Consider the following 21,547-nt stretch of genomic DNA (forward strand, 5'->3'; position numbering starts at 1 on the left):
AAATGAAAAATAAATCTTTAGTTGCTTTTTTACTTTTAAGCTTATCATTTACAGCTTGTAAAGACGATAAATTAGCGCCAATTCAGCCAAATGCCGTTAAACCAACAGCAGTTACAGAGGCTCTCCCTCACGATACAGACGATCCTTCAATCTGGATCAATCCAACTGATGCTTCAAAAAGCATAATTTTTGGAACAGATAAAGACACAGACGGCGGTTTATATGCTTTTGATTTGAATGGAAAAATCCTTAAAAAATCAATTCCGTTAAAACGTCCAAACAATGTTGATATCGCTTACGGATTGATCATTGACGGAAAAAAAGTAGACGTTGCCGTTACTACAGAACGTGAAGAAAACAAAATTAGAATTTTTAGTTTACCTGATTTAGAGCCAATTGACAATGGCGGAATTCCAGTTTTTGACGGAGAAGCAGAGCGCGATCCAATGGGAGTTTCATTATACACTCGTCCAAGCGACGGAAAGATTTTTGCTATTGTGGGAAGAAAAACGGGCCCATCTGGAAGTTATTTATGGCAATATGAACTTTCTGGAAACGGAAAATTTGCAGCTGCAAAAGTGGTTCGCAAATTCGGAACTTACAGCGGTAAAAAAGAAATCGAAGCCATTGCTGTCGATAACGAATTAGGTTTTGTTTACTATTGCGACGAACAGGCTGGAATTAGAAAATACAAAGCAGATCCGGCTTTAAATGATAATAAAGAATTGGCTTTCTTTGGTCAGAAAGATTTCAAAGCAGACCATGAAGGAATTGCTATTTACAAAAAAACAGATTCTACAGGATATATTCTGGTATCCAATCAGCAAGCAAATTCATTTATGGTTTATCCAAGAGAAGGCGCAAACGGAAATCCAAACAATCATACTTTATTGGCAGAAGTTCCGACTTCTACAATCGAATGTGATGGTGCAGATGTTACGAGCGTAAACTTAGGGCCAAAATATAAAAACGGACTTTTTGTAGCGATGAGCAACGGAATGACTTTCCATTATTACGCTTGGGATTTAATTCAGAAACGCATAGACGAAGCTAAGAAATAAAGATTCAAGGTTTTCAGTCGCAGTTTCGTGTTCAGTGTCTATTTTTTTTACTGCGATTGGAAACCAACTAAAAAAAGCTGTTCATTTCTGAACAGCTTTTTTATTTTGAATTAAATAATTCCTTTTATTCTGTAATTGGTGCTCCTGCTAAGATTTCAGCATTTGCAAACTCTTCAAATTTCGCAAAATTAGCTTTGAATTTATGTGCTAATTCCAACGCTTTTTTATCGTATAAATCTTTGTCTTCCCAAGTATTTCTAGGATTTAAAATTTGCACTGGAACATTTGGACAATCTTGAGGAATTTCAATTCCAAATACTTCATGATTTTTAAACTCTACATCATTCAATTCTCCTTTTAATGCTGCAGTAATCATAGCACGAGTATATTTAAGCTTCATACGACTTCCTGTTCCGTAAGCTCCTCCAGTCCATCCTGTGTTAATTAACCAAACTTTTACTCCTGCATCTTTCATTTTTTTGCTCAACATTTCAGCATAACGGGTTGGGTGCAAAGGCATAAATGGTGCTCCAAAACAAGCAGAGAAATTAGGCTGAGGCTCAGTTACACCAGCTTCTGTACCAGCAACTTTTGCTGTATACCCAGAAATAAAGTGGTAAGCCGCCTGACCTGGAGTTAATCTTGAGATTGGAGGCAAGATTCCGAAAGAATCAGCCGTTAAGAAAAATATATTTTTAGGATTGTGTCCAACCAAACCTGGCTGTACATTATCAATATGTGTAATTGGGTAACTTACACGAGTATTTTGTGTGATAGAAACGTCATCAAAATCTACTACGTTTGTTCCTGCTTTGAAAACCACATTCTCTAAAAGCGCTCCTTTTTTGATTGCTCTAAAAATGTCTGGTTCATTTTCTTCTGTTAAATTGATAACTTTTGCATAGCATCCGCCTTCAAAATTGAAAACAGTGTTTTCATTTGTCCAGCCGTGCTCATCGTCTCCGATTAATTTACGCTCTGGATCTGCAGATAAAGTTGTTTTTCCTGTACCAGACAATCCGAAGAAGATTGCTGTATCTCCAGCTTCACCAACATTGGCGCTACAGTGCATTGGAAGTGTATTTTTGAAAACTGGAAGAATAAAGTTCAACGCAGAGAAAATTCCTTTTTTCATTTCTCCTGTATAACCTGTTCCGCCAATTAAAGCAATTTTTTTAGTAAAATCTAAAATAGCAAAATTAGACTGGCGTGTTCCGTCTACAGCAGGATCTGCCATAAAACTTGGAGCACAAACTACTGTCCATTCTGGAGTAAAATTAGCCAGCTCTGAAACTTCTGGGCGTAAGAACATATTGTAGCAAAACAAGTTTGACCAAGCAGTTTCTGTTACAACACGAACATTCAATCTATAATTTGGGTCAGAACACACATAAGAATCACGAACAAAAACTTCTTTGTTTGATAAAAATGCTGTTACCTTATTATAAAGCTTTTCAAAAGCTTGGGGCTCAAATGGGATATTTACATTTCCCCACCAAACTTGATCCTTAGTAATATCATCTTTTACGATAAAACGATCTTGCGGAGAACGACCTGTAAATTCACCTGTATTAATTGCTAACGCTCCGGTAGAATTCTCAACACCTTGACCTGACTGCAAAGTAATCGCATGTAATTCATCTGCAGATAGTTGATAACGAACTTTTGCATTTTCAATTCCTAACTCTTTTAACGAAATCGATTGCGCGAAAACTGTATTAGTGTCCATAAATTTTTAAGTTGTGTGTGATTTTTTGTTTAGAGCAAAATTACAGATTAATTTTAATTTCTTTTAAAATAATTAAATTTCACTTTGATTTCTATCAAAAAAGAAAAATTTCACTTTTAAAATTGCAAAAAGAAAAAAATAATCGCTCTTAATTTGTTTATTTACAACCTTATGCGCGAATTTGTTATATTATTTTTGTTTGACAACAGAAAATACAAAAAAGTCACACAAATAAAGTTATATGTTATTTATGTGACAAAATTAAAGATTAATTCTTAGACAGAATTTTTTTTTCGGGATTTTATGATTTTCTCTTCAAAATCGTAAAGAATAATAGCGCCCAAGCAATAATTAATAAGAAACCACCAAAAGGTGTTGCGAATACGATAATTTTAGATTCGAACAAAGTGTAGTCTTTTGTAGCCAATAAATAAATCGAACCGCTAAAAAGAAGAACACCCGCAACAACCAAATTATAGATTGCTTTTAAGGTTTTTTCTGCGATGTCTTTTTGTGTAGATAAAAATAGAAGAAATAGAGCGTGATACATTTGGTAACGAACACCAACTTCAAAAGTATTTAATTGGTCAACCGAAAGATATTTTTTTAATAAATGAGCACCAAAAGCACCCAAAATAATAGCTAACATACCAATAAAAGCTCCAGTTAAAATGATTCTTCTTTTCATAATATATCTCTTTTGAAATTTCAAACAAAAATACTTCAAACGAACTGAAAAACCTCCTTTGTTTCTGGATTATTTAGAACAAAATCAAATTATTTTTTGGGTTTTGCGAAAAAAATAATTTAATTTTCTTTAATTTGAATTGTTATATTTATAACAATTAAATATATTTGTGTTAAATATTTAAGACATGAGAAACATTTTAATATTTGGAGCAGGAAGATCTGCATCTTCTTTGATTCGATATTTATTATCAAAATCTAATGAAGAAAAGCTGCATTTAACAGTAGCTGACCTTTCATTAAATCTTGCGAAAGCAAAAACACAAGATCACCCAAATGCTACTCCGCTTGCCTTAGATATTTTTAATGCCGACGAAAGAAGAAAAGCTATCGAAAATGCGTCAATCGTAATTTCAATGCTTCCCGCACATCTGCACATCGAAATCGCAAAGGACTGCGTCGAATTCAAAAAAAATCTTGTTACAGCATCTTATATTAGTGATGCCATGCAGGCTTTAAACGAAGAAGTCATTAAAAACAATCTGATTTTTATGAACGAAATTGGTCTAGATCCAGGAATCGACCACATGAGTGCCATGAAAGTCATTGACGAAATTAGATCTAAAGGAGGTAAAATGCTTTTGTTTGAATCTTTCTGCGGTGGACTTGTTGCTCCTGAATCTGACAATAATTTATGGAACTACAAATTTACTTGGGCTCCACGAAATGTTGTTTTGGCCGGACAAGGCGGCGCTGCCAAATTTATTCAAGAAGGAACTTATAAATATATTCCGTACAGCGCTTTGTTTAGAAGAACCGAATTCCTTGAAGTAGAAGGCTACGGAAAATTTGAAGCGTATTCTAATCGTGATTCTCTTAAATATCGTTCGGTTTACGGCTTAGATGATATTCTTACCTTATATAGAGGAACCATAAGAAGAGTTGGCTTTTCGAGAGCTTGGAATATGTTTGTACAGCTCGGAATGACTGATGATAGTTATATTTTAGAGGGGTCAGAAAATATGAGCTATCGTCAGTTCATCAACTCTTTTCTTCCATATCATCCAACAGATTCTGCCGAAATTAAAACCCGATTGATTTTAAAAATCGATCAGGATGATATTATGTGGGACAAACTTTTGGAATTGGATTTATTTAACCCAAACAAAAAAGTAAATCTGCCAAATGCAACTCCCGCACAAATTTTAGAAAAAATCTTAACCGACAGCTGGGCTCTTGAACCAGAGGATAAAGATATGATTGTGATGTATCATAAATTTGGTTATGAATTGAATGGAGAAAAGAAACAAATCGATTCTAAAATGGTTTGCATTGGCGAAGACCAGACTTATACTGCAATGGCAAAAACCGTTGGTTTGCCAGTTGCAATTGCGACATTATTGATTTTAAACGGGAAAATTACAACTCCAGGCGTTCAGCTTCCTATTAAGAAGGAAGTTTACGAACCTATCTTGAAAGAATTAGAAGAATATGGGGTCATTTTTAACGAACAAAATGTACCTTATTTTGGATACAATCCAGACTTATTTTAGTCTGGGTCTGCATTGTTTATTTTTAGAATTTTTTTTTTAATTAGTTTTTTGATTTTATCCGCTTCCTCCATCAGAAGCGGATTTTTTTCTTTTAAGAAACAAAGAGACGAAGGTTTTATGCTTTGCACAAAAAAAACTATTCTGCTGATTGAATGGTAATTGGTAAAGAATATAACACTCTAACTGGTTTTCCGTTTTCACTACCTGGAATCCAGTTTGGCGAAAGTTTTAAAACACGAGTTGCCTCCTCTCCTAGTCCGTATCCTGCATCTTTTACAATCGTAATTTCAGATAAGCTTCCATCTTTTTCAACCATAAACTGCATGTATATTTTGGTGTTTATATTATTTTTTGAAAACTCTGCCGAAATTTTAAAACGTTGTCCCACAAACTTATAGAACTCCAGCATTCCTCCTGGAAATTCAGGTTGTTTGATTTCAGAATCGCCGGCCTTATACACCTTATTGTTTATAAAATTAACGTCTCGAGCGACAGCTTCAGAACTAAAAGCAAATAATAATACAATACAAACGGCAACAACCGCCAGTACTTTAAATACAGCCTTTGCAACAGATTCTTTTTTAGTCATCATTATCAAACGTTTTTTGGTTATTTGATAATTGATATTACTTGCCAAAGCAACAGTATGTTTACTTGAAGCAAATTGTAATAATAAGTTCTGATAGCTTTTAACTTCATCAAATTGTTTGTTTACGGCTTCATCGGCTAAAAATTCATGATTGAGTTTTATTGCTTTTTCAAACAAAACAAACATCGGATTAAACCAAAATACGATTTGCAAAACCTCAACAAAAAGAATATCCAAAGTATGTTTTTGCTGCAAATGCGCTTTTTCATGAGCGATTAATTCTGATGGAATTTTTCCATCTTTAAAATCTTCTTTACTGATAAAAATAGCATTCCAGAAAGAATGTGGCAAAATCGATTCTTTCATCAAAACAAGCTTCTGATCGTCTATAAATTCTACCGAATTCTTTTTCATTTTCAAGAAAAAAGAAGACACATTTACAGCAAATCGAATCAGTAAAATTGCTGCAATAAGAACATAAATTGCACCTAAAAAGAAATATATGATTTCATTGTATGAAACTTCGTTTAAGATTGATTTATTTGACACAATCATTATTTCATCTAGCTGAATTGTTTTAATTTTTGACTGAAAAAATGATGCAATCGAAAACAATTGCAACGGAATAACTAAGCTGAAAATCAAACTTCCGAGAAGATATGCGCGGTTGAATCGAAACATTCTTTCGTTTTCTAACAACAATTTATACACCGCATAAAAAACAGCAAGCAGTAAACCCGATTTTAAAAGATACGTTATCATTTTTTCTTTTTTTGAATTTCTGAATCGATTATTTTTTTAAGATCTTCCAATTCCGAAGATGATAAATTGGTTTCGGTTGTAAAAAACGAAGCAAACTGTGAAGCCGAATTATTAAAGAAATTGCTAATCAGCCCTTTTACATGTCTCGCAAAATAGTCTGTTTTCTTTACCAGCGGATAATATTCTCGAGAATTTCCAAATTCGTTATACGCCACAAACTTCTTATCGATCATCCTTTTCAGTAAAGTTGCAACCGTAGTTGTTGCCGGTTTTGGTTCCGGATACGCTTCGAGCAAATCTTTCATAAAAGCCTTTTCAAGCTTCCATAAATGCTCCATTAACTGTTCTTCTGCATTTGATAATTGTATCATGGTTTGATATTTTCAAGTTTTTCTATTTCTGGCAATTCTTTTTTATACTCTTCTAAATTCCAATCAATGTTTAATTTTACTGCATAGTCCGCCATTGTACCAAGTCCCACCTCGGCACGTCTTTTATCTACATTATCTGGATCTATCATTGGCGATATATACATTTTATTGGTCTTTTTATTCTTTGCGGCCTGACTTCCATAAATTTGTGGCCTTCCTTCTCTCAAAGCTACTCGATCTTCTAAATACGCTAGATTTGCAGGATTTGCATTGCCATTTTTAACGGCCTCTCTCATCATAGGCAGATATTTTTGCTGATATTGTAAATCGGAATGCTGAATTACCAAAAACAAAGTCTGATTCCCTTGTGTTCCTACCACATTTTTTCCTAACCAGCCCCTTTCGTCCAGTATTTTCATCACCTTAACGAGGTTAATACTGTCTTTTCTTTCCATAATCTTTCCAATGCTGTCAATTTTCTTTTTATCAGGTTTTGAGGCTCTGTAAACATTCATAAATTCTCCTCGAATTTCCTGATCTTCGGTATAAATCTCAGCAAGTTGTTTTTCTAACGCCTTATCAAAATTTGCTCCAAGAATATCCAATTTCTTCTGCAGCTTATCAATTGTTTTATTCCATTCTTTTTCTGAATGCAAAGGCTTTAAATCATTATCAATTTTTATATGCGCCATATTCTCGTAACCGTTATCTATAGAAAGATTCAGCCATTTAAATGCTTTTTTATGCTGCCTTGCCATAGAAGCAGAACAACCGGCGTTGTATAAATCTGTCGATGATTTTTGCTCTATTTTAAAAGCTTTTTCATAATACGAAACAGACAATTCATAGTTTTTTGCCGTATAAGAAGAATCTGCTCTACGAACCCAGTCTTTGTAAGTTTGAGCGTTTAAAAAGCCTAAGTTGATTACAAGTAAAATAAAAACAATCGATTTTTTCATAGGCTAAATTTAGTCTTTTATTAAATTATACGCTCTCAGATTGAGTTTCTTTTGTCATGAACTTATTTTTAATAATCACTCTTACTTAACTTTTCTTTTGGCGAATGATTTCCTCCAATTCTGGCAGTTCTTTTTTATAAGCTTCAACATCCCAAGTTCCATTCCAATATTTAAGATAATCCGATAAAGTTCCCAGTCCTACGGACGCTCTTCTTTTATCTACATTATCAGGATCTTCAAGCGGAGAAACAAAAGGTTTCTTCGTTATAGGATGATTCATTACCTGACTTCCATAAATTTGTTTTCCTCCTTCACGTAAAGCTACTCTATCTTCTAATAAAGCCAAAGAACTCGCTTTTGCATTTCCTTTTTTAACCGCATCTCTCATCATAGGCAAATACTTTTGCTGATATTTCAAATCGGCATGTTGAATTACCAAAAACAAGGCCTTATTAGCCTGAGATCCAACAACGTCTTTTCCGACCCAACCCTTTTCATCTAATATTTTGATAACCCTAATTAAAGTTATACTGTCTTTATAATTCATGATTTCACCAATACTATCCAAAGCTTTGCTTCCCGGACCAGCTGTTCTATAAATTTTCATGGCTACACCGCGAATATCTTGATCTTCTGCATAAATATCCAAGAGTTCTTTTTGCAGAGCTTTATCGTAGTTAACTTCAATAATATCTCTTTTCTTTTGAAATTTATCGATCATTTTTTTCCAGCCTTTGTCTGCATGCAAAGATTCTAAATCTCCATCTTTTTTCATATGAGCAATATCTTCATATCCATTATCAATTGCTAAATTCAGCCAATTCAATGCTTTTTTATTTTCCTGAGCCAAAGCTGCAGAACATCCTGCACTGTAAAAATCACCAGAATCTTTGTTTTCTACTTTAAAGGCTTTTTCGAAAAAATCAACAGACAATTTATAGTTTTGTGCTCGGTAGCAAGAATCTGCTTTTTGAGTCCATTCTTTATAAGTTTGGGCTTGCAAGAAAAAGCAGTTCATTAAAAGAAAAGAAAGCGTGGTTATTTTTTTCATGGTTTAGAGATTAGTTAGTTTATTTAATATTTTGTTCCGAAATCAATTCTCCTTTATCGTAATTCTTGATATTTTTTAATTTTCTGTTGTCCGAATAAAACTTCCATTCTCCAAAATAAAACCAATGCGACTGAACCGAATCAGTCTCAAATTTAGTTTTCCCTTTCGATTCCAATTTTCCGTTTTCGTAATAACTTTTCACGACACAGACTCCGTTTTTATATTTCTCTGTTTTATAGATTTTTCCGTTAATGTAAGATTTCCACTTTTTAACCGGAAGATCATTTTTATAATACTCATAGGATTTATAATTTGTTCCGTCTTGCGAATAACTATCAATCCAAACACCTTCTTTTTTCCTGTCAATTTTCTGATTGATCGGTTTGCTTTTACAGCTCAAAAGCGTTAATCCGCAAAACAATAGTAAAAAAAGCTTTTTCAAATTATTCATTGCTCTACAATTATAGATTTGTTTCTACAAATGTAGAGTTAAATTTTAAATATGCAAGAAAAAGAGTTCTTTTTTTTAAGGTGCAAAGGCTCAGAGATGCAAAGTGACAAAGGTTTTTCTTTTGAATCTTAAAAAATTCAAAATATTGGAAACAAAAAAATCCGCTCATTTCTGAACGGATTCTATTTTTAAAAATACTGCTGAAAATTTTAACCGCAAAGAACGCAAGGATTTTATTTAAGGTTACGCTTATAAACGCAAAGTTCGCAAAGCTATATAGATAAAGCTTTGCGAACTTTTATAAATCTTACTTAATACTTTGCGTAATCCTTAGCGTTCTTTGCGGTTAAAAAACTACTTAGATAGCTCCACAAAATACTTGTAAAACAACGGAATAGTCTCAATACCTTTCAAGTAATTAAAGATTCCGAAATGCTCATTTGGCGAGTGAATTGCATCAGAATCCAAACCAAATCCCATTAAGATTGTTTTACTCTTTAATTCTTTTTCGAATAAAGCCACAATCGGAATACTTCCTCCAGAACGAACCGGAATTGCAGGAACTCCAAACGTTTCTGTATACGCTTTGTTTGCTGCCTGATAACCAATGCTGTCAATTGGTGTAACATAACCTTGACCACCGTGATGAGGCGTAACTTTTACGGTAACTCCAGCTGGAGCAATGCTTGTAAAATGTTTTGTGAAAAGTTCTGTAATTTCTTCCCATTCCTGATTTGGAACCAAACGCATCGAGATTTTAGCAAAAGCTTTACTCGCAATAACCGTTTTAGCACCTTCGCCAGTATAACCGCCCCAGATTCCGTTTACGTCTAATGTCGGACGGATTGAGTTTCTTTCGTTCGTTACATAACCTTTTTCGCCATATACATCGGCAATGTTTAAAGCATTTTTATATTTTTCTAAGCTAAAAGGCGCTTTTGCCATTTCTGCTCTTTCTTCTGCAGATAATTCTTCTACTTTATCGTAGAAACCTGGAATTGTAATATGATTATTTTCGTCGTGAAGCGAAGCAATCATTTTTGCCAGAATATTAATTGGGTTTGCCACAGCTCCACCGTATAAACCTGAATGCAAATCGCGGTTTGGTCCTGTAACTTCTACCTCAACATAGCTCAAACCTCTTAAACCTGTCGTGATAGACGGCTGTTGGTTAGAGATCATTCCTGTATCTGAAATCAAGATTACGTCGTTTTTCAGTTTTTCTTGATTGCGCTCTACGAACCAAGCCAAACTTGCAGAACCTACTTCCTCCTCGCCTTCGATCATGAATTTTACGTTACAAGGCAACGTATTGCTTTGCACCATTAATTCAAGCGCTTTTACGTGCATGTACATCTGACCTTTGTCGTCACATGCTCCACGCGCGAAGATGGCTCCTTCTGGGTGAATATCTGTAGTTTTAATAACAGGCTCGAAAGGTGGCGAAGTCCATAATTCTAATGGATCTGGCGGTTGTACGTCGTAGTGGCCGTAAACTAAAACCGTTGGAAGATTTGGATCTATTATTTTCTCTCCGTAGATAATTGGGTAACCTGGAGTGTCGCAAGTTTCGACATAATCGCACCCTGCTTTTGATAAACTTTCTTTTACAGCCTCTGCTGTGTCAATAACATCTTGAGAATATGCAGTGTCGGCAGAAACCGACGGAATCTTTAATAATTCGATCAATTCGTTGATAAACCGATCTTTATGTTGTTGAACGTAGGACTTAATATTTTCCATTTAAATTATTTTTATAGAAACCCAAAAGTACAAAAAAGAGAATTAAAAAAAATTTTCAAAAAATGCTTTGATAATTCAAAAGTATGCCTATCTTTGCACCCACAATTACCGCGGATATGGCGAAATTGGTAGACGTGCCAGACTTAGGATCTGGTGCCGCAAGGCGTGTAGGTTCGAGTCCTATTATCCGCACAAAAAAAAGCTTCTGAATAGATTTTCAGAAGCTTTTTTGTTTTTACTACATTCTACTTTTTGTTATTAAAGTTGTTGATAAGCAGTTTACTACATTATTATATTTCCATTTTCAATTTTTATTTTTGGGAAAACTCATTTACTAAAATTAAATAGTTCGAAAAGTCCCGAAATGAAAATATTTAAAAATCGAAAAATGATTACATTAATCTGCCTTATTGGAGTAAGTATTTTAACAATTGTAGTTGCTGTTTTTGATTTTAAAGAAAAACAAAAAGAGAGTAAAGAAGCTTTAGAAAATGAAATAAAAAGATCTAAAGAGACTCAAGAACAGCTGAATAAAAGCAATTCAATTATAGAAGAGAATAAAAAAATAATGGAAAGTCAACAAAAAGTATTTACAAATACAATGACTGTTATTGAACTACAAAATGAGTTAAATAAAAAAAATACAGAAATTCACGAACTTCAAAAAAACGTTTTAAATAATCTAATAGGAAACAAAAATCTTCCTCTTATTGTTATAGGAAAAGGAAAGAGTTTGAAAACAGACGAAACAATTGATTATTATCTTTTTTCTTTTCAAATAACAAATAGAGGAAATACACCTATTAGAGGAGCCAAAGCTTTTATATGGGATCAATATCATTCATGTTTAAACGAGAGTGTCACTTATGAAAATTCAAATAATGATTCTTTTACGTGCTTAACAAAACCCTATGCCGATACTGAAGGTGCTAATCGCAATATATCAATAGGTAATTTACCTGCACAAAATGGGTATACTGAATTCTATAAAACAGAATTACCTCAAAAAATAAAAAACTTTCGATATCATGTAAAGATTGAATGGGACAATGGATGGGTCTATTTTGGAATAAAAGGATCCAATGATATATTAGATAAGAATAATATCCCAATATCAACCATTGAGGGCTATCAAGATTATCTTGGTAATACTGAGAATAAATGTGTTAGTTTAATTCCGTAATCACTTTCAAATAAAAATACGTCCACAGTTTTGCTATTCCAAGAACGAGAAATCTCCACAAAAAACTCGACAAAGATTGGCTTTCCGTTGCGGAGTTACTTGCGAAGATTTCTCCTTACGTCGAAATGACAAACTACGCGGTACTTCATCTTTATCAATTCATCTCTATCAATTCATCTTGACGAAAGGAGCTTTTGAGCATAACCAACGGTTTGTACGCTTTGAAAAAAATTGTGGGAATCACTTTGGATTTTTTTGTCGGCCTGCTTTTTATTTCTCCTTTCGTCGAGATGAACGATGCTCAATTATCTTACTTAGTCAACATCTAAATAAGGATCTAAAACTTCTGCCAATCTGTTGAGCCAGTAAAAATTATCATCGACATGACACAATTCAGAATCCAAAGTTTCGCAACCTCGCATCGAACTTAACGAAAGAGCATAATTAACCTGTCGTATCATTTTCGCCATATCTTTTACATCTACAACATCACTAAAAAAATCTTTTAGTCTAGTTTCTACTTCTTTAGAAAAACACTCTGTAGTCATTATCTTATTTTTTAAACGTGGCAAATATAATATTTTTGAACACATAAATGTAACCAAGGCAAAAATAAATCTTAAGAATTTTGAAATATGGATATTTCAGAAGAAACCTTTATTGCAAATCTTGGGACTCACATAAGACAATTGCGTGAAAAAAAAGGCTTATCACAACAAGCTTTGGCTGATGATTGTGATATAAAAAAAAATCAGATAGGCAGAATAGAAAGAGCTGAAATAAATACCACTGTAAAAACCCTTGTAAAAATTGCCAATGCTTTGGATATTGAACCTAAAGAATTGTTTAATTTTCCTTTGAAGTAATAATTCGGCTAAAGCCTTTTCCCTTTCAATCATAAAAACCTCCAGCTAAAGCAGGAGGCAATTCATATAATTTTCTTATTCCATAAAGCATATCCGTCTAGTTTGTCATTTCGACGTAAGGAGAAATCTTCGCGAGAAACTCGACATAGATTGGCTTTTCGTTGCGGAGTTTCTAGTGTGATTCCTCGTTCCTCGGAATGACAAAAAAAGAGCGAAAATCCTTTTAATCTTAATAATCTGTGGCAAAACAAAAAACAATTCAGAAATTTCTTTAATTATTTTGCTCTTTAGTATTTAAATATTCTTACTTTTAAAAAACCAAAAACCTATTTCTCAAAATTTCGCTTGTTTTTAAAGTCCAAAAAACAATTAGAACACATGAGAAAATACAGATTACTAGTCATTTTTTTAGCAATTATTGCTGTCTTTTATTTTGCGAGAACAATTCGAAGCTTTACCGTTCAGCACGAAACCAAAACTCTTAAATCGGAACATTTTATTGTTTCCTATAACGGAATTTATAAAAGCGAGGCCGAAAAAGTCAGCAAACATCTCGAGGAAAATTATTCTAAAATAAGAGAAAATCTAAAAGATATAGAACATGACCCGATAAAGGTTTTTGTTTACGGTTCGCAATTCAAATTTAATGAAGCGACAGGTTTAACAGAAAATACAAAAGGCACAAGTCGTGGTCCAAACGAATTTCATTTTGTATGGACGAATTGGTTTAATTCTATTTTTCCAGACGATCCGCTAAAAACGGCTTTGCATGAGTTTACGCATTGCGTTCAGCTGAACATATTAATCTATAAAGCAAAAGACACCATCATCACCCAAGACCGACTGACTTTTGAAAAGGAATTTGATAAAAAGTTTAAAGCCGAATATCCGCGCTGGCTTTGGGAATCGATTAGTATGTTTGAAGCAAAAGAAGTAAATACATTAAGCGTGAAATACGCCAAAAGCAAAAACTTGACTTTAGAAGATTTAAATCACGGCAATCAGATTTACAATATTGGCTACACCATAATCGAATATATGACCCAAAAATGGGGAAAAGATATTCTACCAAAATTGATTTCATCTTTCGGCAACATCGAAAAAACATTGAACGTAACGCCAGAAGAATTTGAAAAAGGATGGATGGCTTTTTTGGAAGATAATTATTAAAAAAACTTTGCGACTCTGCGTCTTTGTGAGAGATTCTTAAGTTTAATACTTTAAAAATTAATCTCGCAAAGACGCAGAGTCGCAAAGTTTAGAATTTGGAATTTATTTACCCAATATTTCAATAATCTTATCCACATTGATTTCACTATAGTCATTTATATAAAAATCACATGGTGGAAGCTGTTCTTTTGTATGCGTGCTCAAAACGCCTACGACTTTCATTCCGGCATTTAATCCTGCTGTAATACCCGAAAAAGAATCTTCGAAAACCACACAGTCAGAAGGAGAAACTCCAACTCTTTCTGCCGATTTTAAATAGACTTCTGGATTTGGTTTATGAAATGTAACATCTTCTGACGACATCATCGAATCCATTTTTTCGTCTAGTTTCAGGAAATTGGCAATTAAATCCAAGTTTGCACGAGGCGCAGATGTTGCAACAGCTGTTTTGAAACCACGAGATTTTAATTCGTTTAAAAAATCTATATAATGCGGAATCGTTTCGACTTTGTCTTTGTAGATCTCACGGAACATTCCTTCTTTTTCGTCTTCAAGCTTAATCAATTCTTCTCCCGCAATCGGACGTTTGAAGAAATGCGTCATGATATAACTATTGTGTTTTCCGTACATATGCTCTTCAAATTCTTCCTGCGTGTACGGAACATTATATTTATCGAAAAACTTTTCAAAAGCGATTACATGATGCGGATTTGTGTGTGAAATCACACCGTCCATATCAAAAATTACACATTGCTGGCTCATAATTTTTTATTGTTTTAAAGCTCGCAAGATACTGATAAGTGTTGTGTACCGCAAAGTTTAATTGGCCTCTTCAGATAACTATCAGAAGAAAATGTTTTTCTACACTTATTATTTTCGAGATATTTTACGAATGTTAATGCCATTTGCCCTATTTTCTATAAATACAAGGTCTTCATTTTTATCAAATTCTATTCTGCCAATTCCATTAATTAAAGCATCCTTAATAGGACCATCTTTATAACCTCTTTCATTCCCAAACATAGAAGTTGCTTTTCCGTCTGGTGTAATTTGCAAAATATTATTTTCTTCAGTTGACACATAAATATTGTCTTTTTTATCAATAGCAATACCTTGTGCATCTTCTAAATTGGTATAAATTTCATCTACCCCATCTTTTTTAACAGTAACGATAAGTGTTGTCACTACTCCATCGGGCGTTACTTTTCGAATTCCTTTGGCTCCCATATTTTCTTTCACATACAAAATACCTTTACTATCCATAGCCATAAATGCTGCAGAACTGAATCGAGCTTCTTTTCCTTTACCATCACGCGCGCCTGAAGCATCAATAGGATCACCTGCTAAAAGGGTTAGCTCTCCTGCAGGGGTACGTTTTAATATTCCTGGTCCGGTAGAAAGGTACATGTTGTCATTTTTATCTATAAAAATTCCCATCGTGCCAGAACCAATGTCAGATTTTTTTAAAAATGTACTCACAACACCATTTGGAGTTATTTTTCGAACAGCCTCATCATTACTCCCCAAAACATAAACATTTCCCTGAGAATCTGTTGAAAGGGCAGAAATTGTTGTAAAAGAAGCTGTTTCGCCTACACCATCTGAATCTTCATATTTACCAGAACCAGCAAAAGTTGTTACTACACCGTTTTTATCTGTTTTTTTAATGATTCTAGATTCAAAACTCGCAACATAAATATTACCGTTTGCATCCATAGTTAATGCCGATGGAAACTGCATGGTAGCAAAAACATTGGTTGCAATTGTGCTGACTGTTTGGTATGTAGTATAATTATTTCCTTCTGAGTCACTCGAACAGGAAACACCTGCAACAGCCAATAAAAGTAAGATGATTTTTTTCATAGGTTCTTAAGATTTTGGATTTGATTTTGAATTAGTTAAAACAAAACTAATAGAATAATCTTTCAAAAAACATTATTTCCAATAAAAAAAACACAATTTAACTTTCTTACCCAATCCAAATTTTACTTTTAACCAAAGTCATGGTTTGTCTCAAATGCTGATTGCAAGCAATAAGAATAATCAAAACCACTAAACCATAACCAACAATCGTATAAATTTCCATATCAGCCAATAAAGTTGATTGTTTGGCAACCGTTCCGAAAACTTTCTTTAAGGCTAAAGCATTCGCATTATCTGCAGAATACCCTTTGGCAATAAAACTCTGTGTTGTGCTTGCAATGGTTTGTTGCGCTTCGGGATTTTCTCCTGTTACAAATTGGCTTAATTTCAAGAAGTGCTTTTTATTTAAGAAAACAACGGCATTCTGCATAACGCAAAATCCAATGGTACTTCCCCAAAAACGCCCTGAAACACCCACAATTCCTGAAGAAACTGCCATATTTGCTGGAACCGATGATGTGGTAAATAAGATTAGCGGAACAAATAAAAACCCTACACCGATTCCTTGCAAAATATATGGAATGATAATATCGCTCAACGCTACATCTGGCACAAAAAGAAACGTAAACCAGAAATGAAATATCGCTATAAGCGTAAATCCAATCATGAAAATGATTTTAGTTGAAACAGATTTCATCAAGAAAAAAGCAGCTAAAATTAATCCGATTACGTTTCCTAATCCGTTTATGTACTGAACGCCAGCCACACGCGAAGGATCCCAATTCCAGATGGAAAACATCGCCGAATGGCAAAGACTCAACGTTGCCCTGCTGATATAGAAAAGGAAAAACAATAAAAATCCTATTCGCAGATTAGCGTATTTTATCACTTCAAAATCAAAACTTGGTCTTTTTACCAAACGTTCTTTAAAGATGAATAATCCGCCTGTAATTAGTGAAATCATCAAAATCAAAACCATTTCTGAAGACTGCAACCAATATTTCTTTTCTGCATAAACAAAAAAGTAGGCACCGCAAAGAATCGAAATTAAAACCAAAAAATAACTCATCCAGTCGATTTGATACAACGGAATCTTCTTTGTAATTCGGTGCCCTCTGAAAGTAACTAAGATTAAAAAGACGTTTAAAACTTGTAGTCCGCCCGAAACATACAACATGTATTTCCAGTCGTAATGATCGAGAAACCACACGGCGATATTCATAATAAAAGGCGTAGACAACAACAGCGCCCCATAGTAAAATGAAAACCCAATAATAATGGCATTTTTAGTATTGAACTGTTCAATAAGCAATTGTCTAATCGTAATAACAGGAAGTGCCATCAGGATTCCTTCGGCAACTCTCATCAATAAAAAAACCGGAAAATTGGTAATATACGCCGATGAAACAATCGTAATTCCGATTAAGGAATAAACTGCCATCAGGTAATTTTTTGCAGGAAAAAAACTTGAAAATCGACCCTCTATTAAAATGGTTGCCAGTAGAGTTCCGTACGTAACGCACATCGCAAACTGCAAATCTTCGGGCTCAATGTCCAGAAAACTCGCCGCATACGTTACGTTTGACGTATAAACTCCCAATAAAATCATAGAATGCAACAAACAAACGAACAAAATAATAATGATCGCCCATTTTGGAACCCATGATTTAAATATACTTTTATCTTCCATTTTATTTGTGCTCAGCAACAACCGTAATGTTCATTCCTGCTCTTAAAAAATCGGTTTGTTTGTCTTGTTCTTTTAACTGAATTCTTACCGGAATTCTTTGTTCGATTTTTACGAAGTTTCCAGTCGCATTGTCTGGAGGAAGCAACGAGAATCTCGCACCACTCGCAGGCGATAACGAAGCAATTGTTCCCACAAAAACTTTGTCGTTTATAGCATCAGCTTTGATTTCTACTTCTTGCCCAACCGTTAAATATTGCAATTGCGTTTCTTTAAAATTGGCCGTAATCCATTTTTCTTTACTTACAATAGAAAGCAAAGACTGCCCTTCTTTTACCATTTGTCCTGGCTGTAAAGTTCTTTTTCCAACCCATCCGTCATAAGGCGCTGTGATTACAGTGTACGAAAGAAACAATGCTGCATTATCTGCAACAGCTTGTTTTGAAGCAATATTTGTCTGCGTTGTCGGAACATTCGCTTCAGCAACAGAAGTGCTTAAAGTAGCCGAATGGATTCTGTTTCTCATTTCCGAAAAATGCGCTTGCGCCGACTCGTAATCTGCTTTAACTTTTTCTAATTGTTGAGAAGTTGCAGCTTCTTCACTCACCAAAGCTTTATATCTTTCGTATTCTAATTTTGTTTTCCAAAGGTTTGCTTTGGCAGCTTCTAATTGTGCTTCGTTAATTGCTGTGGTACTCGCCGTATTAATAGCATTTTTTTGAGCCACAACACTATTTTGCTGCGCATTTTGAACATCGGCAAGAGCCACATTCAATTTCGATTTATATTCTCTATTATCGATCACCACCAAAGTATCTCCTTTGTGCACAAACTGATTTTCGTCAAAACGAACTTCCTGCACATAACCTGTAATTCTCGACATAATTGGCGTAACGTACTGCTCCACCTGCGCATCATTGGTTTCCTCGTGATTTCTGTTAAACACATAAAACCAAATTCCCAAAATAACCCCGCTTATAACCAGCGTACACGCAATAATTGTTATTAGTATATGAAACGTTTTATTTCTTTTAGTTTCATTTTTTATCTTAACCATCTTTTTTATCTCTTTATCTTAGTTCTTTCTTTAAGTCTTTTCTCTTGCTTCTTGCCTCTTCCAAGTCTTTCCTCTTGCTTCTTGTCTCTAAGGCTTTAGCCTACTCTTTCACCAGCATCTAACTCTGAGGCATAATTCCAGCCGTGTGCATCATTTCATAATGCTTCAAAACAGCATCCAATCGGGTAGAGATTTTGTTGTATTTTGCCTGAAGCAACGCATTATCCGCATCGACCATTTCGGTAATTAAAACCAATTGGTTTAAATATTTCAGTTTTACGATTCGGTAGTTTTCTTCGGCTAAATCCAAAGCTTTGTCAACTACGACAAATTTTTCAAGGATTTCCTCATACTGCGTATGCTCTTTGTACAACTGATCTTGAATTTCTTCTTTTATAATTTCAGTTTGCATTTTCTGCATATCAATTTTAGTACTCGCTTTAGCCACTTTTGTTTTGTTTTTATACAAAGCCGAAAGATCAAAACGCGCCTCGATTCCCACCTGTCCTAAAGTGTACAAGTACGGATTTGGCGGAAAAAATTTGTAGTTTGGATAATAAAAACCATAATTTCCGAAGAAGTTTACGCTTGGCAAATAATTACCTTTTACCAATTGCAATTCTGTTTTACTAATGTTTAATTCTTGGCTTGCAATTCGCATTTCTTCATTCTGCATTGCCTTGCTCAGATAAAAATCATACGGATCTACTCCGTTCATTTCGTCCAAACTTGTAGTAGTATCAATCGCAATTTCTTCGTTTTCCGGAATCTGGATCAGCGTTTTCAGATCGTGAAGTGCGATTTTAATGTTTTTGGAGTTAGTTAACGCATTCAATTCGCGATCTGAAAGCTGTAATTCGGCACGAATAACTTCGTTTTTCGTAACCGTTCCGTGTTTTTGAAGCGATTGCACTTCTTTTAATCGGCTTTTTTCTTCTTTGATGTTTTCCTCAAATATTTTTTGAAGTTCCATCATTTTATAAATCGCCAGATAGTTTGCAACAACTTCCAGTTCAATATCATTTTCTGTTTTTTCCGATTTTATTTTTGCAATTTCGTTTTCCTGATTCGCAATTTTAATCGCGTTATTAATCTTGTTTCCAACGTAAATTGGCATTTTAAAAGTTGAATTTACCTCGTAGATTTCAGGAATTGCAGGCGTAACTTCTTTATCTTTTAAGAAACCACTTCCTTTAAATTCTGTAATGTTGGTAATTCTAGAGTACATCCCGTTTAGTTGTACATCTGGTAATCTAAGTTCTTTTCTTTCTTTGATGTTTTGCTCGGCGAGCGTAATCTCCAGTTGAGACTTAAGGACTTTTTTGTTGTTTTCCTTCGCCAGTTTCATCGCTTCTTGTAAAGAAACCGTATGAACTTCCTGAGCATGTAAACTATTGAATACTAAAACCATTAGTAAAATCAATAGGCTTCTGGGAAAACAATCTTCTTTAGAGTTTGTTTTTGTAAGGAACATGAATATTTGAATAATTTATGCTGCAAAGTTCCTTCATTTTTTAATTGGCTGATGATTCTAAAAAGTCAATAACATATTCATTTCGGACAAATGTTAAAATTGTATTTCCCGAAAACGCTATATTAAAACACTGAAAAACAATTTATTACAAAATAGGTTTGAATTGTGATATTTCACGCAGATTTTAATAGTTTTGAGCAGAAGGCGCAGATTTTTATTTTTTGTTCTCGCAGATTTGGCAGATTGTGCAGATTATAAAGCATTTAAAAAAGTCTCTCAAATCTGCGGAATCTGCGAGAGATTTTTTTTTACGCATGGAACAAAAAGAATCTTCAAAATCAGCTAAAATCTATTAAAATCTGCGTGAAACAAAATTTTTACTTTCGTCCTAAAATCTCTTCTCTGTTTAAGTAATCAGAAGGTCTTTGGCCTAAAATCTTGAAAAAAGTGTTACTAAAGGTCGGAACACTATTATACCCAACTTCTAGAGCTACCTCTTTTACCGAAAGTTTTCTTTCTAATAAAAGTTCAATCGCTTTAAGAATTCTTCGAATAGTGTAATATTGAATAAAAGACATCTTGAGATCTTTTTGAAATAAGCGATACAAAGAGCGTTCGCTAAAGCCAAATTCATGAGCCACATCAGCAAAGAGAATAGTTTCTCCGAGGTTATTTTCAATATGTCGAAGAATTTTTCCTAATCGTTTATCTTTGGGCTGAGGGAGTTCTAAGGGTAAATTCGTATGACATATTTGAGGAAGAATTGCCTTTATAGCTTTTGCAATGACAAAACTCGGACTTCCCTTTTTCAAATCTCCGTTCCATTGATTAGTAAACATCATCATTTGAAGCAATAAATTGTTTACTGGGTAAATGCCTTCACTTTTGTAGAAATCATCTTCATCCTTTTCAACCGGGAAATATAAATTTCGCATCATTACGTGTTCCGACTTCGGCTCAATACTATGCTCTAATCCAGCAGGAATCCAAATAAAATGTCTTGCAGGCAAAAAATATGATTTGGTTTCAGTTGTCACAAAAACTACATCACCCTCCGCATATAACATTTGCGCCTTGTTGTGTTTATGTGTTGGAACCAGCAATTCTCCCATTATATCATGATGACAGTAAATGCTTTTTTTATCAGCATCTACTTTCTTGATATAATATTTATCTATTTTGAATGTTGATTGTTCCATAGTATAAAGATAGGAGAATTTTAACCGCAAAGCACGCAAAGATTTTTTCTTAAGATTACGCTTATAAACGCAAAGTTCGCAAAGCTATACGA

20 protein-coding genes and 1 tRNA gene are annotated in these 21,547 nt (G+C 34.1%); 6 read left to right on the top strand and 15 right to left on the bottom strand.

The genetic code is table 11. The annotated features are described in order from the left end of the window. The first annotated feature begins 2 nt into the window (after window positions 1-2). The gene (locus tag JI750_RS03300; protein ID WP_201998955.1) at window positions 3-1,061 is read left to right on the top strand and encodes a phytase; all 1,059 of its coding nucleotides are present in this window, start codon (window positions 3-5) and stop codon (window positions 1,059-1,061) included. Window positions 1,062-1,185: 124 nt separating this feature from the next. Here JI750_RS03300 and pckA read toward each other — a convergent pair whose 3' ends face one another. Both pckA and JI750_RS03310 read right to left on the bottom strand, forming a co-directional pair. Then, entirely contained in the window at window positions 1,186-2,790 is a 1,605-nt protein-coding gene (gene pckA, locus JI750_RS03305) for a phosphoenolpyruvate carboxykinase (ATP) (protein WP_201998956.1), read from the bottom strand. A gap of 301 nt (window positions 2,791-3,091) precedes the next feature. Then, window positions 3,092-3,478 carry a DUF423 domain-containing protein gene (locus tag JI750_RS03310; RefSeq protein ID WP_201998957.1) on the bottom strand — a complete coding sequence of 129 codons (387 nt, stop codon included), beginning with the start codon at window positions 3,476-3,478 and terminating at the stop codon, window positions 3,092-3,094. 187 nt (window positions 3,479-3,665) lie between these two features. Here JI750_RS03310 and JI750_RS03315 point away from each other — a divergent pair, with 187 nt between their 5' ends. After that, complete coding sequence (locus JI750_RS03315) at window positions 3,666-5,030, top strand: saccharopine dehydrogenase family protein (protein ID WP_201998958.1); 1,365 nt, start codon at window positions 3,666-3,668, stop codon at window positions 5,028-5,030. Between the two features lie 136 nt (window positions 5,031-5,166). Here the strand turns inward: JI750_RS03315 and JI750_RS03320 are convergent, their stop codons facing one another. The 6 genes from JI750_RS03320 to JI750_RS03345 all read right to left on the bottom strand — a co-directional run bounded on the left by JI750_RS03320 (window position 5,167) and on the right by JI750_RS03345 (window position 10,956). Next, the gene (locus JI750_RS03320) at window positions 5,167-6,381 is read right to left on the bottom strand and encodes a M56 family metallopeptidase (RefSeq protein ID WP_236672962.1); all 1,215 of its coding nucleotides are present in this window, start codon (window positions 6,379-6,381) and stop codon (window positions 5,167-5,169) included. Beyond that, the gene (locus tag JI750_RS03325) at window positions 6,378-6,752 is read right to left on the bottom strand and encodes a BlaI/MecI/CopY family transcriptional regulator (protein WP_201998959.1); all 375 of its coding nucleotides are present in this window, start codon (window positions 6,750-6,752) and stop codon (window positions 6,378-6,380) included. The genes JI750_RS03320 and JI750_RS03325 overlap by 4 nt, the downstream gene beginning before the upstream one ends. After that, a complete protein-coding gene (locus JI750_RS03330; protein ID WP_201998960.1) occupies window positions 6,749-7,711 on the bottom strand; it encodes a DUF6624 domain-containing protein in 963 nt (320 codons plus the stop codon). Before JI750_RS03330 ends, JI750_RS03325 begins: the two co-directional genes overlap by 4 nt. Window positions 7,712-7,796: 85 nt before the next feature. Beyond that, a complete protein-coding gene (locus JI750_RS03335; RefSeq protein WP_201998961.1) occupies window positions 7,797-8,762 on the bottom strand; it encodes a DUF6624 domain-containing protein in 966 nt (321 codons plus the stop codon). Window positions 8,763-8,781: 19 nt separating this feature from the next. After that, complete coding sequence (locus JI750_RS03340) at window positions 8,782-9,213, bottom strand: hypothetical protein (RefSeq protein ID WP_201998962.1); 432 nt, start codon at window positions 9,211-9,213, stop codon at window positions 8,782-8,784. Window positions 9,214-9,567: 354 nt separating this feature from the next. Further along, window positions 9,568-10,956: a dipeptidase gene (locus tag JI750_RS03345; protein ID WP_095929770.1), complete on the bottom strand. Its 1,389-nt coding sequence runs from the start codon at window positions 10,954-10,956 to the stop codon at window positions 9,568-9,570. Between the two features lie 110 nt (window positions 10,957-11,066). Between JI750_RS03345 and JI750_RS03350 the strand changes: the two genes are divergently transcribed. Together JI750_RS03350 and JI750_RS03355 are read left to right on the top strand one after the other, a co-directional pair. Continuing rightward, window positions 11,067-11,148 (top strand) — tRNA-Leu (locus JI750_RS03350). Between the two features lie 196 nt (window positions 11,149-11,344). After that, on the top strand, window positions 11,345-12,139 hold the full coding sequence (locus JI750_RS03355; protein ID WP_201998963.1) for a hypothetical protein: 795 nt from the start codon (window positions 11,345-11,347) through the stop codon (window positions 12,137-12,139). A gap of 314 nt (window positions 12,140-12,453) precedes the next feature. On the opposite strand, the gene JI750_RS03360 is transcribed toward JI750_RS03355, so the two are convergent. Next, complete coding sequence (locus tag JI750_RS03360; protein WP_201998964.1) at window positions 12,454-12,687, bottom strand: hypothetical protein; 234 nt, start codon at window positions 12,685-12,687, stop codon at window positions 12,454-12,456. 87 nt (window positions 12,688-12,774) lie between these two features. Here JI750_RS03360 and JI750_RS03365 point away from each other — a divergent pair, with 87 nt between their 5' ends. Together JI750_RS03365 and JI750_RS03370 are read left to right on the top strand one after the other, a co-directional pair. After that, window positions 12,775-13,005, top strand: a complete 231-nt coding sequence (locus JI750_RS03365; protein WP_201998965.1) for a helix-turn-helix domain-containing protein — start codon at window positions 12,775-12,777, stop codon at window positions 13,003-13,005. 378 nt (window positions 13,006-13,383) lie between these two features. Further along, window positions 13,384-14,175: a hypothetical protein gene (locus JI750_RS03370; protein ID WP_201998966.1), complete on the top strand. Its 792-nt coding sequence runs from the start codon at window positions 13,384-13,386 to the stop codon at window positions 14,173-14,175. A 102-nt stretch (window positions 14,176-14,277) separates the two neighbouring features. Here JI750_RS03370 and JI750_RS03375 read toward each other — a convergent pair whose 3' ends face one another. The 6 genes from JI750_RS03375 to JI750_RS03400 all read right to left on the bottom strand — a co-directional run bounded on the left by JI750_RS03375 (window position 14,278) and on the right by JI750_RS03400 (window position 21,455). Continuing rightward, window positions 14,278-14,937, bottom strand: a complete 660-nt coding sequence (locus JI750_RS03375; protein ID WP_201998967.1) for an HAD family hydrolase — start codon at window positions 14,935-14,937, stop codon at window positions 14,278-14,280. Window positions 14,938-15,045: 108 nt separating this feature from the next. Next, entirely contained in the window at window positions 15,046-16,038 is a 993-nt protein-coding gene (locus tag JI750_RS03380; RefSeq protein WP_201998968.1) for an NHL repeat-containing protein, read from the bottom strand. A 106-nt stretch (window positions 16,039-16,144) separates the two neighbouring features. After that, window positions 16,145-17,728, bottom strand: coding sequence for an MFS transporter (locus JI750_RS03385; RefSeq protein WP_201998969.1), 1,584 nt, complete (start codon window positions 17,726-17,728; stop codon window positions 16,145-16,147). A 1-nt stretch (window position 17,729) separates the two neighbouring features. Beyond that, complete coding sequence (locus JI750_RS03390; protein ID WP_201998970.1) at window positions 17,730-18,782, bottom strand: HlyD family secretion protein; 1,053 nt, start codon at window positions 18,780-18,782, stop codon at window positions 17,730-17,732. A 118-nt stretch (window positions 18,783-18,900) separates the two neighbouring features. Further along, the gene (locus JI750_RS03395) at window positions 18,901-20,193 is read right to left on the bottom strand and encodes a TolC family protein (protein ID WP_236672963.1); all 1,293 of its coding nucleotides are present in this window, start codon (window positions 20,191-20,193) and stop codon (window positions 18,901-18,903) included. A gap of 440 nt (window positions 20,194-20,633) precedes the next feature. After that, complete coding sequence (locus JI750_RS03400; RefSeq protein WP_201998972.1) at window positions 20,634-21,455, bottom strand: AraC family transcriptional regulator; 822 nt, start codon at window positions 21,453-21,455, stop codon at window positions 20,634-20,636. Window positions 21,456-21,547: the final 92 nt, after the last annotated feature.

It is taken from the genome of Flavobacterium tagetis (assembly GCF_016735615.1).
Taxonomy (GTDB): Bacteria; Bacteroidota; Bacteroidia; order Flavobacteriales; family Flavobacteriaceae; genus Flavobacterium; species Flavobacterium tagetis.